The 13,648-nt window shown below is 53.4% G+C and carries 13 protein-coding genes; all 13 read right to left on the reverse strand.

The features are described 5' to 3' along the window. Positions 1-6: 6 nt before the first annotated feature. The 13 genes from ABIE48_RS18645 to ABIE48_RS18705 all read right to left on the reverse strand — a co-directional run bounded on the left by ABIE48_RS18645 (position 7) and on the right by ABIE48_RS18705 (position 13,461). Complete coding sequence (locus ABIE48_RS18645) at positions 7-2,082, reverse strand: hypothetical protein (RefSeq protein ID WP_192715505.1); 2,076 nt, start codon at positions 2,080-2,082, stop codon at positions 7-9. Then, the gene (locus ABIE48_RS18650; RefSeq protein WP_192715506.1) at positions 2,072-3,979 is read right to left on the reverse strand and encodes an ATPase, T2SS/T4P/T4SS family; all 1,908 of its coding nucleotides are present in this window, start codon (positions 3,977-3,979) and stop codon (positions 2,072-2,074) included. The genes ABIE48_RS18645 and ABIE48_RS18650 overlap by 11 nt, the downstream gene beginning before the upstream one ends. Then, positions 3,980-4,825, reverse strand: coding sequence for a P-loop NTPase family protein (locus ABIE48_RS18655; RefSeq protein ID WP_145024214.1), 846 nt, complete (start codon positions 4,823-4,825; stop codon positions 3,980-3,982). Next, positions 4,822-5,535 (reverse strand): hypothetical protein, encoded by a 714-nt coding sequence (locus ABIE48_RS18660; RefSeq protein WP_192715507.1) that lies wholly within the window; start codon positions 5,533-5,535, stop codon positions 4,822-4,824. Before ABIE48_RS18660 ends, ABIE48_RS18655 begins: the two co-directional genes overlap by 4 nt. 82 nt (positions 5,536-5,617) lie before the next feature. Continuing rightward, positions 5,618-6,646 (reverse strand): SAF domain-containing protein, encoded by a 1,029-nt coding sequence (locus tag ABIE48_RS18665; protein WP_192715508.1) that lies wholly within the window; start codon positions 6,644-6,646, stop codon positions 5,618-5,620. A 34-nt stretch (positions 6,647-6,680) separates the two neighbouring features. Continuing rightward, positions 6,681-8,165 (reverse strand): protein kinase domain-containing protein, encoded by a 1,485-nt coding sequence (locus ABIE48_RS18670; RefSeq protein WP_192715509.1) that lies wholly within the window; start codon positions 8,163-8,165, stop codon positions 6,681-6,683. 216 nt (positions 8,166-8,381) lie between these two features. Continuing rightward, positions 8,382-9,452 (reverse strand): 23S rRNA (cytidine(2498)-2'-O)-methyltransferase RlmM, encoded by a 1,071-nt coding sequence (locus ABIE48_RS18675; RefSeq protein ID WP_145024206.1) that lies wholly within the window; start codon positions 9,450-9,452, stop codon positions 8,382-8,384. 7 nt (positions 9,453-9,459) lie between these two features. After that, on the reverse strand, positions 9,460-10,233 hold the full coding sequence (locus tag ABIE48_RS18680; protein WP_192715510.1) for an ABC transporter ATP-binding protein: 774 nt from the start codon (positions 10,231-10,233) through the stop codon (positions 9,460-9,462). Then, positions 10,230-10,550, reverse strand: a complete 321-nt coding sequence (locus ABIE48_RS18685) for a thioredoxin family protein (protein WP_192715511.1) — start codon at positions 10,548-10,550, stop codon at positions 10,230-10,232. The genes ABIE48_RS18680 and ABIE48_RS18685 overlap by 4 nt, the downstream gene beginning before the upstream one ends. Next, positions 10,547-10,888: a cyclic-phosphate processing receiver domain-containing protein gene (locus ABIE48_RS18690; RefSeq protein WP_145132273.1), complete on the reverse strand. Its 342-nt coding sequence runs from the start codon at positions 10,886-10,888 to the stop codon at positions 10,547-10,549. Before ABIE48_RS18690 ends, ABIE48_RS18685 begins: the two co-directional genes overlap by 4 nt. A 40-nt stretch (positions 10,889-10,928) precedes the next feature. Further along, positions 10,929-11,786 carry a deoxyribonuclease IV gene (locus ABIE48_RS18695; RefSeq protein ID WP_192715512.1) on the reverse strand — a complete coding sequence of 286 codons (858 nt, stop codon included), beginning with the start codon at positions 11,784-11,786 and terminating at the stop codon, positions 10,929-10,931. Further along, complete coding sequence (gene mutM, locus ABIE48_RS18700) at positions 11,776-12,591, reverse strand: DNA-formamidopyrimidine glycosylase (RefSeq protein ID WP_192715836.1); 816 nt, start codon at positions 12,589-12,591, stop codon at positions 11,776-11,778. Before mutM ends, ABIE48_RS18695 begins: the two co-directional genes overlap by 11 nt. 72 nt (positions 12,592-12,663) lie before the next feature. Further along, positions 12,664-13,461: a TIGR01457 family HAD-type hydrolase gene (locus ABIE48_RS18705; RefSeq protein ID WP_483312659.1), complete on the reverse strand. Its 798-nt coding sequence runs from the start codon at positions 13,459-13,461 to the stop codon at positions 12,664-12,666. Positions 13,462-13,648: the final 187 nt, after the last annotated feature.

Below are 13,648 nucleotides of genomic sequence, written 5' to 3' on the forward strand. Positions count from 1 at the left end.
ATCTCCTTATATTTTTTGAATTTGCTCGTAATAGATGTTCATCTGCATGAAGCTCATCGCAATCAGCGGGATGACCAAATAGATGAAAATCAAGGAGTACATGGGTGCAAAGCCGATCAGCCTGCCAAGACCCGCTTTTGTATCAATGATCCGCTCATAATCCTGTTTTCGCTGCTCAAAATAAAAGGACATCTCGCCTTCCAAATCGTCGAAAGCCTGGCTGATCGGTATTTTCTCCACGGAAAGGAGCAGCTTGTCCACGATTCTTTGAAACTCGGTGAACCGCACCTCCTCCTTCAATTGCTGGAGAGCCATTTCCCCGCCGTGGTCATAATGAATGAGACACTTCTGAATCGGAATTTTGAATATGACGGCAAAACGGTCCATCCACTCTAAAATTTCCTCCACCGAAATCCGGTCCATCTCCCTCAGCATCGAAATGACGGTCTGGTACTGGTAGACTTCATGCCGCATGTCCATATAGCGGAGCTTCCTCTGGAACAGAAGCAGCCAGAAAGGCCATTCGTATCCAAGCATGCCGGCGAAGAGGCACAACACAAGCTCCCACCATTTAAAATACTCGTTGTGATAAGCTTGAAGCTTACCGAGGATCCGGTGAGCCGAGTCTACAAGCTCGTCTTTGCCGAGACCTTTGCTTTCAGCCTGCTGCAGCTGTTCGGCAATCTCCGCATAGGTAGCTTCCGGCGACATGTTCACCCTTCTCATGACCTCTAGGTCCCGGCTGCTGAGACGCTTTCCTTCCTCTTGCTGGGTGATGGTCGTCTGCCCGAAGAAGCTGTCCTGAACCACCGGATCGTACATGATGTGATGCCTGGACATCTGATGAAGATACAATGTCATCGTCAGCGTAACCACAAACACAATGAGGCTGTAGACGACCCGCCGGATGTAAAACCATTCATAGGTCAGCTCGGTTCCGGTTTCCTTCATCAAGCGGACCACTTTGGAATAATCTGCGCTTCCCGGATGGGGGGCGGCCCATGCGGCCATTACCCGGAATAACGGAACACGCGATATTGCTTTCTCCCATGGGCGGCTGTTTCTTCCCGCCCGGTATGTAGTTTCATCATTCTGCTGAAGCTTTTGCAGCAAAACAAACGACAGGATAATCACGATATAAATGAGAATTTTGGCCGCATACCCAAGCTTGCTCATATAAAACTCATCCATCGCCGGAAAACTGCTTCTGGCCCATCGCTCGATCGGCTTGGTAAAAAACAGGGGAACTAACGCGATCACGTTGAGGCCTTTTAACAGATAATCGAGCTTGCTTCGCCGCAAAATTTCCAGATGGATCTCCTTCGTCAGCCCGCTAAGTCCCTGCAAATAGATGGAACCCTGCTCCTTCACTTTGTCGCCGAACTCCATGATCATGTAAGAAATGCCGGCAAAAGCTTTCAGAAAACGGTTGGGTGCAGCTTCATAGTACTTCTCCAATTCTTCGGAAGGGTTGTTGCTGATCAGCGCCTCGGCAATTTTTCGGGTATGAAGGCCTGCCTCGTCATCGGCCGATTCAGCCGCCTCCTGCAGCGCCTCATCCACCATCCCATGCTGATGATACCGGTGGCGGATATCCGAAAACAGATCGAGCATTTGGACGAGCAGCCGCCGCTCCAGCCGGTTAACCACCATGTCGATCAACAGGCTGTTGATCACCACCGCAGTAAGCAGAACCAGCAGAAGGAAACTTAATCTGGGGTTTAGCAGAAACAGCACCGCAACTGAAATGCTCAGTGTCCCCAGTATGGAAAGCGTAACTTTCATGACCTCATGGCGCAGATAAAATTCCTCATACGCATGAACGCCGCTTACCCGTTTCCTTACTTGTCGGATATAGGCTGAAAGAAACGGTACAGAACAACCTACGATATAAGCGGTTTGAAGAAATTGCTGCCATCGTTTGCGCAGCATCAATTCATCCTTCGGACGCGCAGGATCGCTCAGCAGCTCCAGCCGGTTCCGCCGCGACCTGTTATTCAGCCACATCATGACGGCATAGACTACCGCAAACAACGCCAGAGAAATGATCAGGACCAGGAACAGCAGACGCCTAATTCCCATACCCATTCCCCCAATTCGTCTGAGCAAAATCCTTGAACATGACCGCATCTTCCACGCTCATCTGCTCGGCCATTTCCCTGAAGTTCCTCTCGGAAATGGGTTCTGCGGCCACATATCCTCCGTCGCGAAACTCGATGATGTTCCGGGAGGAAAAGGAGCTCTGGTCATGAACGCGGCGATAATATTCCGCCTGCAGTTGCATGAATTGGCCTAGCATCTTCCTGATACTCCCGTGGGTGCCCCCTTCAATCATGCCCAGCGTCTCCTTCTCCTTGGGGATGCATTCGGTAATCCGTTCGATGTACCGTTTGCCGGCAGCATCCCGTTTCAAATGAATGTCAAAGTTGATGACTTGAACCACCTGCTGTTCAGCAACGGCTTCATGGTGAAACACGCCGCTCTTCAGCAGGGAATTCCGCAGGGAGAAGATCAAATCGCGAAACGTCTTGGCGTGATGCGTAAATACGGTAAACAGGCTGGCGACCTGGGACATTTGGATCATCCAGGAGGAAACCCCGTCGCTGGCCACCTCGCCCAATATATTGACCGTGCCGTCCGTCTTTTTCTGAAGGTCCAATCCTTCCTGTCCGGTAATGCGATCTGTCTCCCGGAACGATAAAATGTTTCTGCGGCTGTAAATCTTCCGGAGGTGGAGCTCGAACGCCATTTCCTGCACCCGGAGTGTATAGGTCGGGTAGATATGCTCGATCATCGCCATCAGCAGTGTCGTCTTGCCTGAGCCCTGGGCTCCCGTGATGGCCGTAATTCGGCTCCCTTTCATGAGATAGCGCAGCATTTGGATCGGAAGCTGGGCGTTATCCCCGGTGACCAGCTGCTCCAGCGTCGCGCTGCGGATGTCAAACTTACGGACGAAAAAAGCCCATGACTCCGAAAACGGCGGCCTGACCACCACGACGCGCGACCCGTCCTTCATTTCGTTTACTTTGTAGCCGTTAGCTTCCGACAGCTGGCCGGGGTGATTGTATTTATAAATGTTCTGGCAGACACGCTTCAGCTCAAGCTCTGTCCCGAAGGACAGGCAGGCCATATGAATCGTTTTGCCCCTGTAAAATATCCACACGCTTTCAGTCATTCTGGCTTTACGATCCGGCTGAACCGAAGCTTGCAGCATACGCAGCGGGTCCAGTCCATAGGAGGCGGCGAATGACTCATCAGCCAAAATACCGCTCACACCGCCGCTGACGCCGTCAATCCGCTGATCCCTGAGCTCATCGATAACCGAAAACCCTTTAAACTGCTGGTAAATACGCTGAACGACAATCTCCAGCTTCTCCGAAAACATCAGGCTTCGGGATTCATTAGTATACATTTGTTCCACATCGCTGGCGGTTACAGCATAAACTGGCTCATCGCCATAACCAGGAAGCACGCGCAGGTCGGCTAGACCATGCAGTTCGAGCATCATCGACAGCGCGTCCTGGCCATACTGCAGTTTGTATAAATAAAAGATGATTTCGAATTGATCCTGTACGTTCAAAAGCCTCGGATCCGCAAACGGAATCGCCTGATCTATGTTGCCCTCCGTCACGCCATAACTTTTGACCAACAAATCGGCCATAAACTGCTTCACGTATTGCTTTTCATGAACATCTCCAGAAATGCAGTTCTTAAGCGCTTTGCGCAGCTCACTGCGCTGATTCAGCCTGCGCTTGTATTCTTCTTCATGCAGTCCCAGGTCGGTTAGTTGACTGTGGGTCAGCTCATGAAGGGTCTGTTTGACGAAGGATGTCATCGCTTCGATCGTAAATTCAACGCCGGTTGTCCCGGATACAGGGGGCCGTTTGCGCAGATCAAGCCATCTCAAGTAAATGAAAAGAGCTGCAAATAATAAAATGATTGCCATAAACAAAATGTTGAACAGCGGTCCGGAAAACATTCAAGCTCCCCTTCCCACCATCTTCAAAGCGGGTATTTCAAGCATATTCATCAGGTCTTTGGCCAGCTGCCTTATGCTGCCGTAGAAGTGTGCCGATGGGTGCCGCTCGTTTAGATTGCGGCTGCGCTGCATATAGTTCATGACACCATGCATGTTCCACGCATCCATGAAATCCGTATTGTAAGGAACTCCGTGAAGAATGCCCTTATACCCGAACCTGCGTTTAATGTTGTGAAGCGTGCAGTGGGATTCTTTGTCGTAGCGCCCAAGGACAAGGATAACCGGCTTATCTTTTAACTGGTCGGGATAGTGTCTCCCGCTGAAAAAGTGTTCCAATCCCTGAACACTCTGCGTCAGGCTGACGACGATCAAATCCGCCTGCTCCAGCATCGCCCCGTCCCCCGGATCCCCGGCTGCCCCCATCCCGGACCCGGCATCCAGCAGTACCAGATCATAACATTGGTTGGCGATCGTTACGATGGACTGCACCGATTGCGCGCGATAACCCGGCAGCGTTCCTCCCCGACGGTCATTTCCCTGGACGAAGTCGAGACGCTCAGGCAGCACAGGGATCGTGTAATCCCGGAAATTGTCCCTGAATAAACGCCGGTTAACCGCAAGCCTTTCCAGCGCGTCCATACCGTGATCGTGAAACGACACGAGGGAATGGTCGAGCACCAGCTTGCTGCTTCGGAACGCCCCTTCCACACGTTCCCCCGCCGTACCACCGTGACCGAGAAGGATGCGCAGGCGATATTCCAAACTGAGGCAAGCCGCAGCCGCTGCTGCGTGCGCCGAACTTCCGCTCCCTCCCTCTAACGGGCTCCAAAATGCTACTGTACTCATACTTTGCTCCTTTCCGCGCTCCGTAAGGCGCGATGGATTGTTTTCGGTTCCATATCTGTCAGAAGTCTCATCAGCAGGCATAGATTTTTTTTATATATTCGGCTTAGGCGTCTGATCCGTACCTTCCGGGTATGATCGTTCTGCAGCTTCAAGGCATAATCCGTCTCAACCCATGGGATGACGACAGATGCTTCTTTCCATAGCACAGGGAGGCTGCCGAAATATCCTTCCGCGTACCCTTCGTCAAAAAAATCATCCACTGCCCGTACGTACACTTTATAGAACTCCTGCTGCGTACTGCCGAGATGCCCGCGTAGCAAGTCTTCCAACCAATCCCTTCCCTGCTCCAGCGTCCAAATCTCATAATCGCTGACCCATACCAACGCAGAGGCCCTTTCCCAGGTATCACGGGGACAAAATTCCGCCTGCTCCATATCAAACACAACCACGTCGTATTGCTCTATCGATGTCCCGACTAGCGCTAAATGTTCCCTCAGTTCGGATTCATCCGCAAAACCCGAAGCGACATCAAAGCCGGAAAATTCCGTTACAGACAGCGGTTTGTCCAGCTGTCCGATATACAGCGGATATTTATGCTTCTCGGTCGCATCCACCAGCAATACCTTTTGCCCTGCCGCACGAAGCAGCATGCAAACATAGAGCAGAAGCTCGCTCTTGTCGCATATTCCGGCAAAGATCCACGTCTTCACCTCATCACCCCTGGCCTGTCGATTTTTTCAAAAATTCACGCATCGTGTTGCTTTGCTCACATACAGCTCCGGCTGCTCTTAACTATGGTTGATCCGTTGAACTCCCACCCTCTTTCACTGCCTGTTCCAGCAGCTTGTTCTGCTGCGGTTGGTCCAACGTAAACGAGTCCTCTGACTCCCCGTCAGGGGTTGAACCGTCCGTCTGGAACGAGCTTGGCGTGCTAGAGGAAGATCCTGAGGCCTGACCATACCCTGAAGAATATTCCGACGCCGAAAATGAGCCGTTCCCTGGAGATTGTGCATCCGCGCGGGCAAGGTCGCTCTCCAGCGCTGTGCGCACGGCCTCAGCCAGCGTCTGCTCCGCTTTGTTTACGATGTTAGGGTCGCTCGCAATCAGTTTCATCACGGCTTTATTTACCGGATAGGTCGGGACCGCCCTGCTCTGCATTTCCGGTTCAACGTAAGTGAGCGCATATAATGCGGCATCATGCAAATAGGCATCCACCATGGCGCTCGACAAAGACAAAATCTCCTGCTCGTTCATCTTGATCCACATCGTTGGCGAAGCAAGCTTATCTATCTTTTTCTTGGACAGCACGATGTAGTCCTGACCGGAAGGAAACTGGATCCGTACGTCGACGGAATCGCCTTGCCTCAGGTTGGAGGGTAGTGAGACCGCCTTCATCTCCCGGTTTCTTAAATCCGGCGCTGTCGGCTGGCCATCATACAGCATCGCTTCGGTTAGCGGCGTACCTTTGCCCAGCTCGATCTTGGCAGTCCTTCCCGCAGCTCCGTCCTTGTCCGTGATCAGGTTGCCAGGGGTAGCCTCGAGCGGAAGCTTGATCTGAATCAGATCGCCCTGCTTGATCGTCTCTCCGGGAGCAACATCGCGGGAGATGGTCCACCCGGATGCCATTGACTTCTGCGACTGGAGCTGAGCCTGCTCCAAATCGGCGATTTGCCGCTGGTAGTGGTGCTCTATCACTCCCTCCCGTTTGTTGTGCTCCATCGCGTTCCAGACCGCATAGCCTGCAAACAGCAGCCCCATCGCCGAAGCGCCTGCCATGCCTGCATAAATCAAGTGTTTCGTTCGCTGCCTTAACTTTGACATACTTCCCGATTACTCCCTCCTTCATAGTCGCATCTCAGCTTAAGCCAAACCTGAACTTTCGTCTGCGCTCCGCGACCGGCAGCAGCCCTTGGAATATCCGGACAAATGCCCGGTCCATCTCATCGCATTGGTCAAAAGGATCCACCTGAAGCGGGATGGAAAATACCCGGGACGTGCCCAGCGTACGCCGCAGCCGGTGCACAGCGTCCTGCGGTGCGAGCGGAAGAAAGTACATCCACTTATGCTGCGGATGACTGGACAATTGCTGGACGAGCCCGACCAAATCCTGTTGCTTCCACTCCGCTCCCGATCCGACAATGATGGGAATATCCGCACGCAGAAATTCCTCCAGCCGGTCATTACCGAAATAAGCTCCCAGATCCATCACCACAAAGCTGTAGCTTCCACCAAGCAGGGAGATCACGTCTGCCCTCCCGGTTTGCCGCCAGTAATCCACGCCCTGCACCTCAAACTTGCGCTCACCCGTTTGAACGCTATCTGTCCTGCCGGCCGCGATTCTCTGAATCCGGCCGAACGCCGGAGATTGCAGATTCATCTCGACAAGGGCCACTTTGCCGTAGCTTCGGGCCAAATAATGCGCGACGGCAATCGCCGTATGGGTTGTCCCCGTGCCGCTGCCTGCCCCCATGACCGCGATCGCCAGCGTTCCCGGAAATCCCGGCTTCCTCCCCGCTTTCAGTCCCACCGGTCCTGTACCCAGCATCCCGATGGAATCCAGGACCGAGCGTACCTCCTTGGCCGATTGGTACCTGTCTTCGGGTTCAATGTTCAGCAAGCGGCGGATAATAGGGATCATGCCTCTCGGAATATCGGGGCGGATCAGTTCCTGTACCCCTTCCTTCCATTCGCTGCATTTGCCGCCGGTGGACAAATACAGCATCAAGGCGCCCAAGCCGTACAAGTCCGACCTTGCGTCGCTTTGCCCCAATCCATACTGCTCCGGGGCCGCAAATCCGACCGTACCGAGCCTAACGGTGTCCTGATATTGATCCTGCTTGTAATTTCTGGCGATCCCAAAATCGATCAATCGGACTTCCAACTGGCGGGCAAGCATGATGTTGGATGGCTTCAGGTCGCGAAAAATGACCGCGGGTTCATGCTCATGCAGATACTCCAGCACTTCCAGCAGCTGATTCGCGATCTGCAGAATAGTTCCAGCCGGGAGCCTGTATTGGTTCTCCTTAAAATACTTCTCGAGCGTGACACCCTGAATGAAGTCCATGACCAAATAAGCGAACCCTTCTTCATCCGATGCGAAAAAATCGACGATTCGCGGGAGACGGGGATGGTTCAATGAGATGAGAAGCTCAGCCTCATCCTGCAAGCCCTGAAGCAGTTCGGGCCTCGACGGTGTCTCCTTGACGGCCCACTGCTTGCCTGGAAGCTTCAGGTCCGCTGCCAGGTATACCCGGCTCATACCCCCTTCGCCAATGCTGGCGATTACTTCATACCTCCCTCCAATCCTTTGTCCGGGACGCAGCCTGGAAGGATGACTCATCGTATACACAACCTTTCTGAACGACAAAAAAGGAAAGCACCCTCTGGATGACGACGTGGCCTGGGCCACGATCGTACTCCGGGATGCTTTCCCTATATTATCGTTTGGTTAATTTTGGTACCAGTATAAAATAAATTGTCGGATAGCGCAAGAAATATTTTCCAAACTGCATCATTGCGCCAATATTGGCAAACCAGTACTAAAGCATTAACAACCTTAATATTTAATCATATAAAGTGTGATCTCGTCCCGGTTGTGAAACAGCTGCTTCGCTCTCTGAACCTGCATCTCAGCCTGCTCAAACGACGAAATGACGTCATCAATTAATGCCATCGGTTTCTTATGCATCAGCTTCACCGTTACAACCGCCGTTCCTCCCGCAGCCAGGCTTGGCAGCAGCTCCTTCACCAGCTTCACCATCTGTTTCGGACTCCAGCTCATATCGCAGACAAGAAGATCAAATTCCTCATCCTTGAATTGTACCTCTGAGGCATTTTTCCGGAGGATCCGCAGCGCGGGATGCCCCTGCAGCGACTCATGCATGACCGCCGGGTCCACGGCCGTAACCTGTAAACCGCGCTCCAGCAAAAAGGACGTCCAGCCTCCAGGCGCCGCTCCGATATCAAGCGCTTTGTGAAAAGCGGTGAAATCGATGCCAAAGCTGTGCTCGGCTTCGAGCAGCTTGAATTTGGCCCTGGAGATCTGTCCTTCCTCACGCTGAAAGCGGATTGCTCCGCCGCTCCAGTCCGACAAGTTGTCGGATGGCCGTGAAATCCCGGCGTACAGCATGCTTCCGGCGGCAAAAATAGAAATGATCCACTCCGGATCCTGCACGACGAAATCCGCCCCGAGGTCGCTCAGCATCTCGGCCAGCGTTTCGCGCAGTTTGCCCGCGCTGTCCTGCCACAGGCTGTCGTCGGCTTTCCGAACCTGAAGCGACACGGCTGCGCCATGAAGCTCCTTCCGGTTCCGCAGGAAGGCGCTGACCTCACGGACCGCCTGATCCATGTCTTCTGCATTTTGCTCCAGCTGCACAGGCTGGATGTGACGCAGAAAGATCGGCGGGCTGCTGATAATCATGTCTACGGCCCGGCCGGCTTCTTCATTTAGCGTTAACAGGAACACCTCTCCAGACACGAGCACGCGGCTTTTCAGGCGGCCGAATTTGCGGCGCAGCTCTTCCTGGGCATAAGGAGCGAAGCCGTGGTTTGCCGTGCATATAAATCTTGAGATGGAATCTCCCGATTCCCCGCTATTTTCATTATTCGATAAGTTATGATCAGTCAAAATGGGTTTACCCTCCAGAAATCACTTTAATCCATGGACGTCCTTCATCCCATTCCAGTTTGGCAGGAATGTCGTAAGTCCGCTTGATCAATTCGTTAGTCAGCACCTCTTGCTTTGGACCGGAACCGGCGATTTTGCCGTCACGGATCAGCGCCACATGGGTGAATAGAGGCACGATCTCTTCCACATGGTGGGTCACATACACCACGGTCATATTCCGCTGGCGAAGCCGGTCGACCTCGGCCAGCATCTTCTCCCGCTCATATAAGTCGAGGCCCGCACATGGCTCGTCCATGATCAGCAGCTTGGGTTCTGCCATCAAGCAGCGTGCCAGCAGTACCTTTTTCCGTTCGCCCTGAGAGAGCGTGCCGAAGGGATGCTCCGCATGTCCTCCCAAGTGCATATCCTTCAGCAGACTATAAGCCTTCTCTTTTACGTCCGCCGGAATCTCCTGATAAAACCGCAAAAAAGCGTACGCTCCGGTCGCCACTACTTCCCAAACCGGGTCGCTGAGCGACAGCCTTTCGATCAGCGAAGGGCTGATATAGCCGATATCTTTGCGCACTTCCCGGACATCGCACTCGCCATATACATTACCCAGTACTTCAATTGTACCCGAGCTGGGAAAAAGATAACCCGTCATCATTTCCAGCATCGTCGTTTTACCCGAGCCGTTTCTCCCGAGAATCGCCCAATGCTCCCCGGGTTTTATTTCGAGAGACACATGGTCAAGAATGAGGTTGTCCTCTCTTCTCAGCGTCACGTCCTTCATCGAAATCATGAAATCACTCCCCTAATTTCCTGCAGCAGGTCCTCCACGGAGCCCATGCTGTACCGGATGGACGGCTTGGCGCTGCGGTCCGCGTCGGTGACGAGGAGCGCAGGCACGCTGCGGATCTGATACTGCTGAACGACCTGCGGCAGCATGTTCACGTCCGCATCCGCCACAATGCCCTCCGGCAGCAGGTGCTCCGCCACTTCAAGCATTCGTCTGGCCGCTTTACACGTGCCGCAGAAAGGAGTATACAAAAAAACTGCCAGCGGCTGCCCCTTGGTCCAAAGCTCCTTCAGCAGCTCCTGCTCGCTTAGATGCCTCATTGCGTTTCCCCTCCCGCAACCCGCTCAAGCACATCCGGAGGCATTGGGCCATTATGAAGCACGACATGCTCTGGCTTATGATGATAGAGCAGCTCATACATTTCCTTTTTCCCCCACATACTCGACGTATGCAAATAAATCTCCTGCGGGAATAAGGCGTCCGTAATCATATGCTTGACCACGTCCTTGCCGGTCATTTCACCGGGTCCCAAGTCAAAATCAAGCGATAAGATGCCAACCTCGCACTCCTTAAGCATCAGAAGGCATTCCTCCGCATTGCGAGCGAGGGTAAAGCCTTGCGGACAGCGGCGGTAGTCATCCAAAAACAGATGGATCACGCTCGGGTCCCTCCTTCCCTAAAAAAACAAAACGAAACGGCTAATCGATCGGCCAGCTTTTCACCTTGGCGATATCGCCAAGGTGCGTACCGTCTTCGCCTGCGTCCGTCTCCAGCACGAGCGCCTTGCCATGGAATTCCGGATATGACAGCAGCGCCTGAAAGGCTTCCTCGCCAATATACCCCTGACCGATCCGCTCATGGCGGTCTTTTCCCGACCCGAGCGGGTATTTGGAATCGTTCAGGTGAACTGCGGCCAGATCGCTCCAGTATCCAAGCTCTCTGCCCCGCTCAACGAGGGCATCCGTCGTACGCGGATCCCACACGCCTGATGCGTATGCATGGCAAGTATCCAGGCAAAAGCCTATTTTCTCCGGGTAATCGCTCAGCCGCCTGATGTTTACCAGCTCATCAAGCGTAATGCCCATTGAGCCCGGGGTGCCGGCCTGGTTTTCCAGCAAAATCTTCGCGCTGCCCTGCCAGCCTGACAGCGTCTCGTTTAAACATTGTATTATATTTTTGTAGCCTTGTAATGCATCGCGTCCTTTGAAATGTCCGAAGTGGACCACGATGCCGACCGTGCCGCAAGCCTCGGCGATGATCAGATCGTTCTGCAGCGACTTGACGGTCAGCTCGTACAGCTCCCGGCCCCGGCTGTCGCCGATTGCGATGTTGATCGGATACGGAGTGTGGGCGATGCTTGGCATGCCGTGCTCCCGGCAAAAGGTAAGGCAGTCCGCCGCAGCAGATGCATCCAGCGTTTTGATCGACATGCTGCGGGGATTTTTCGGAAAATATTGAAACGATCTCGCTCCGATCTCCCATGCCCGCCGGGCAGCTCTCCCATAACCGCCGCGCGTGCTGACATGGCAGCCGATGAGCAGCTGGTTACTGCTCATGCTGGCAGGACGGACAATAAAAAAACTTCCGCCCGTTTAATTCGGATTTGTTGATCGTACCTCCGCAGCGGTAGCATGCTTCCCCTTCACGGTCATACACTTTACACTGATCGTCATAGCCGCCGGTTAACTGGTCTCCCACCATAAACGGAGTATCCATATAGCCCCCGCCTTCAAGGGCTTCCCGCAGTACTTTCTGCATGGCATCATACAGCCTCGCAACCGATGCTTCCGTCAAGTCCTGAACCTTCACCGAAGGCAGAAGACCGGCTTCATACGCGATTTCATCCGCATAGCAGTTCCCGATGCCGGCAATGACATGCTGGTTGACCAGCAGCGATTTTAAAGATCCGCGCCGCCCCTGCAATATTCCTGCAAACTTTTCCGGGTTCATCCGGCGGTCCAGCGGTTCCGGTCCAAGGGGAGCGAACAGCTCATCGACTTCTTTTGCCGAATGCAGATGAAGATGGCCTAGCCGAAGGCCGATAAAATACAGCGTCCGGTCTCCAAACGAAATTTCAATCTGGGTAGAACGTTTCGGGCGGTCCTCTTCGGTTCCGTAATACATCAAGCCGCCCAGCATCAGATGCAGGAGCAGCCTGCGGCCGTTGTTCAGGTGGAAAATGAGATGCTTTCCGCGCCGCTCCACAAAAATCGTTCTCTTGCCAAGCAGTTCCTCCTTGAAGCTTTCAACGGGAACATTAATGGATTTCTCCCGGTTGACGACTACGTTCGTAATCGGAGCATTGATAATCAGTTCTGACAGCAATCTTCGGTAATTTTCCATTTCCGGCAGTTCCGGCATCTTGTTCATCTATCCTTTCAAAATCCATCACGGATGTTCATGTAAATGTATATAAAACGGTCCCTGAAGGTGTCAAGGACACAACAGCTGAGTCAGCTCGGTCAGATCACGGCAAATGATGTCCGGAGAGATGCCGGCTGCATCGACGTGCATCTGCAAGTTGCTCTCCGTCGTCAGCCCCGTCAGGACCAAAATCGTCTGACATCCCGCGGCAGCCCCTGCCGCAATGTCCGTACGCATATTATCACCGATCACAGTGGCTTCGGTCGGGGACAGCTGCAGCCGATCCGTAGCATATTTCATCAAGTGGCTCGAAGGCTTCCCGATAATCACTGGTTTGACACCGGAAGCCGCTTCAATTGCCGCTCCAAGCGATCCGGCTCCCGGGACAAGCCCGTGATCGGAAGGGAGCAGAAGGTCGGGATTGGTCAGCACAGAGCGGGCACCTTCACGGATCCAGCGAACGGCCTGGGCGAGCGTATCGTAAGTAAAAGAGCGGTCGATGCCTTGCACGACAAATTCAGGCGCTTCGTCGACGAGCTTGAGCCCTTCCTCAATCAAAGCCTGCCGAAGCCCATCTTCCCCTAGCATAGCCACTCTGGCCCCAGGAGATTCTTCAGCGATATACCGCGCGGCGGCCAGTGACGAGGTGCAAACCTTCTCTTTGTCGGCGGGAACGCCCATCTCGTTCAAATGAGCAGCCACCATTTCCGGCGTTTTCGAAGAATTGTTCGTCACGAATAAATAAGGGATTTCCCGCGATTGCAGCGTTCGAATCAGAATGTCCGCTCCGGGTATCATATGTTTCCCATGATATAACGTTCCGTCCAGGTCAATCAGCAGACCGCGGGTAGTTCTCAGCGTGTTCAATGGACATACCTCGTTTCATCTAGTAAAACTTATGGCTGCGAAAAGCCTGGCTCCCGCTGCAACGGTCGATCTCCAGGCTTCCTGTAACCCAGCTTGTTCCATTGTAAAAGAAAACGGAGGAATGTGGCAACCGAAAGCACGACGACAAGGACGTTTATCTCCATTATTTCGTCAAGCGTTTCCCCTG

Source organism: Paenibacillus sp. OAE614 (genome assembly GCF_040546645.1).
In the GTDB taxonomy this organism is placed as follows: Bacteria; Bacillota; Bacilli; order Paenibacillales; family Paenibacillaceae; genus Paenibacillus_AQ; species Paenibacillus_AQ favisporus.

Excerpts from the sequence above, each read along its gene's own strand:
- ABIE48_RS18645 (WP_192715505.1), bottom strand. The coding sequence starts at position 2,082 with ATGGGAATTAGGCGTCTGCTGTTCCTGGTCCTGATCATTTCTCTGGCG.
- ABIE48_RS18650 (WP_192715506.1), bottom strand. The coding sequence starts at position 3,979 with ATGTTTTCCGGACCGCTGTTCAACATTTTGTTTATGGCAATCATTTTA.
- ABIE48_RS18655 (WP_145024214.1), bottom strand. The coding sequence starts at position 4,825 with ATGAGTACAGTAGCATTTTGGAGCCCGTTAGAGGGAGGGAGCGGAAGT.
- ABIE48_RS18665 (WP_192715508.1), bottom strand. The coding sequence starts at position 6,646 with ATGTCAAAGTTAAGGCAGCGAACGAAACACTTGATTTATGCAGGCATG.
- ABIE48_RS18670 (WP_192715509.1), bottom strand. The coding sequence starts at position 8,165 with ATGAGTCATCCTTCCAGGCTGCGTCCCGGACAAAGGATTGGAGGGAGG.
- ABIE48_RS18680 (WP_192715510.1), bottom strand. The coding sequence starts at position 10,233 with ATGATTTCGATGAAGGACGTGACGCTGAGAAGAGAGGACAACCTCATT.
- ABIE48_RS18685 (WP_192715511.1), bottom strand. The coding sequence starts at position 10,550 with ATGAGGCATCTAAGCGAGCAGGAGCTGCTGAAGGAGCTTTGGACCAAG.
- ABIE48_RS18695 (WP_192715512.1), bottom strand. The coding sequence starts at position 11,786 with ATGAGCAGTAACCAGCTGCTCATCGGCTGCCATGTCAGCACGCGCGGC.
- mutM (WP_192715836.1), bottom strand. The coding sequence starts at position 12,591 with ATGCCGGAACTGCCGGAAATGGAAAATTACCGAAGATTGCTGTCAGAA.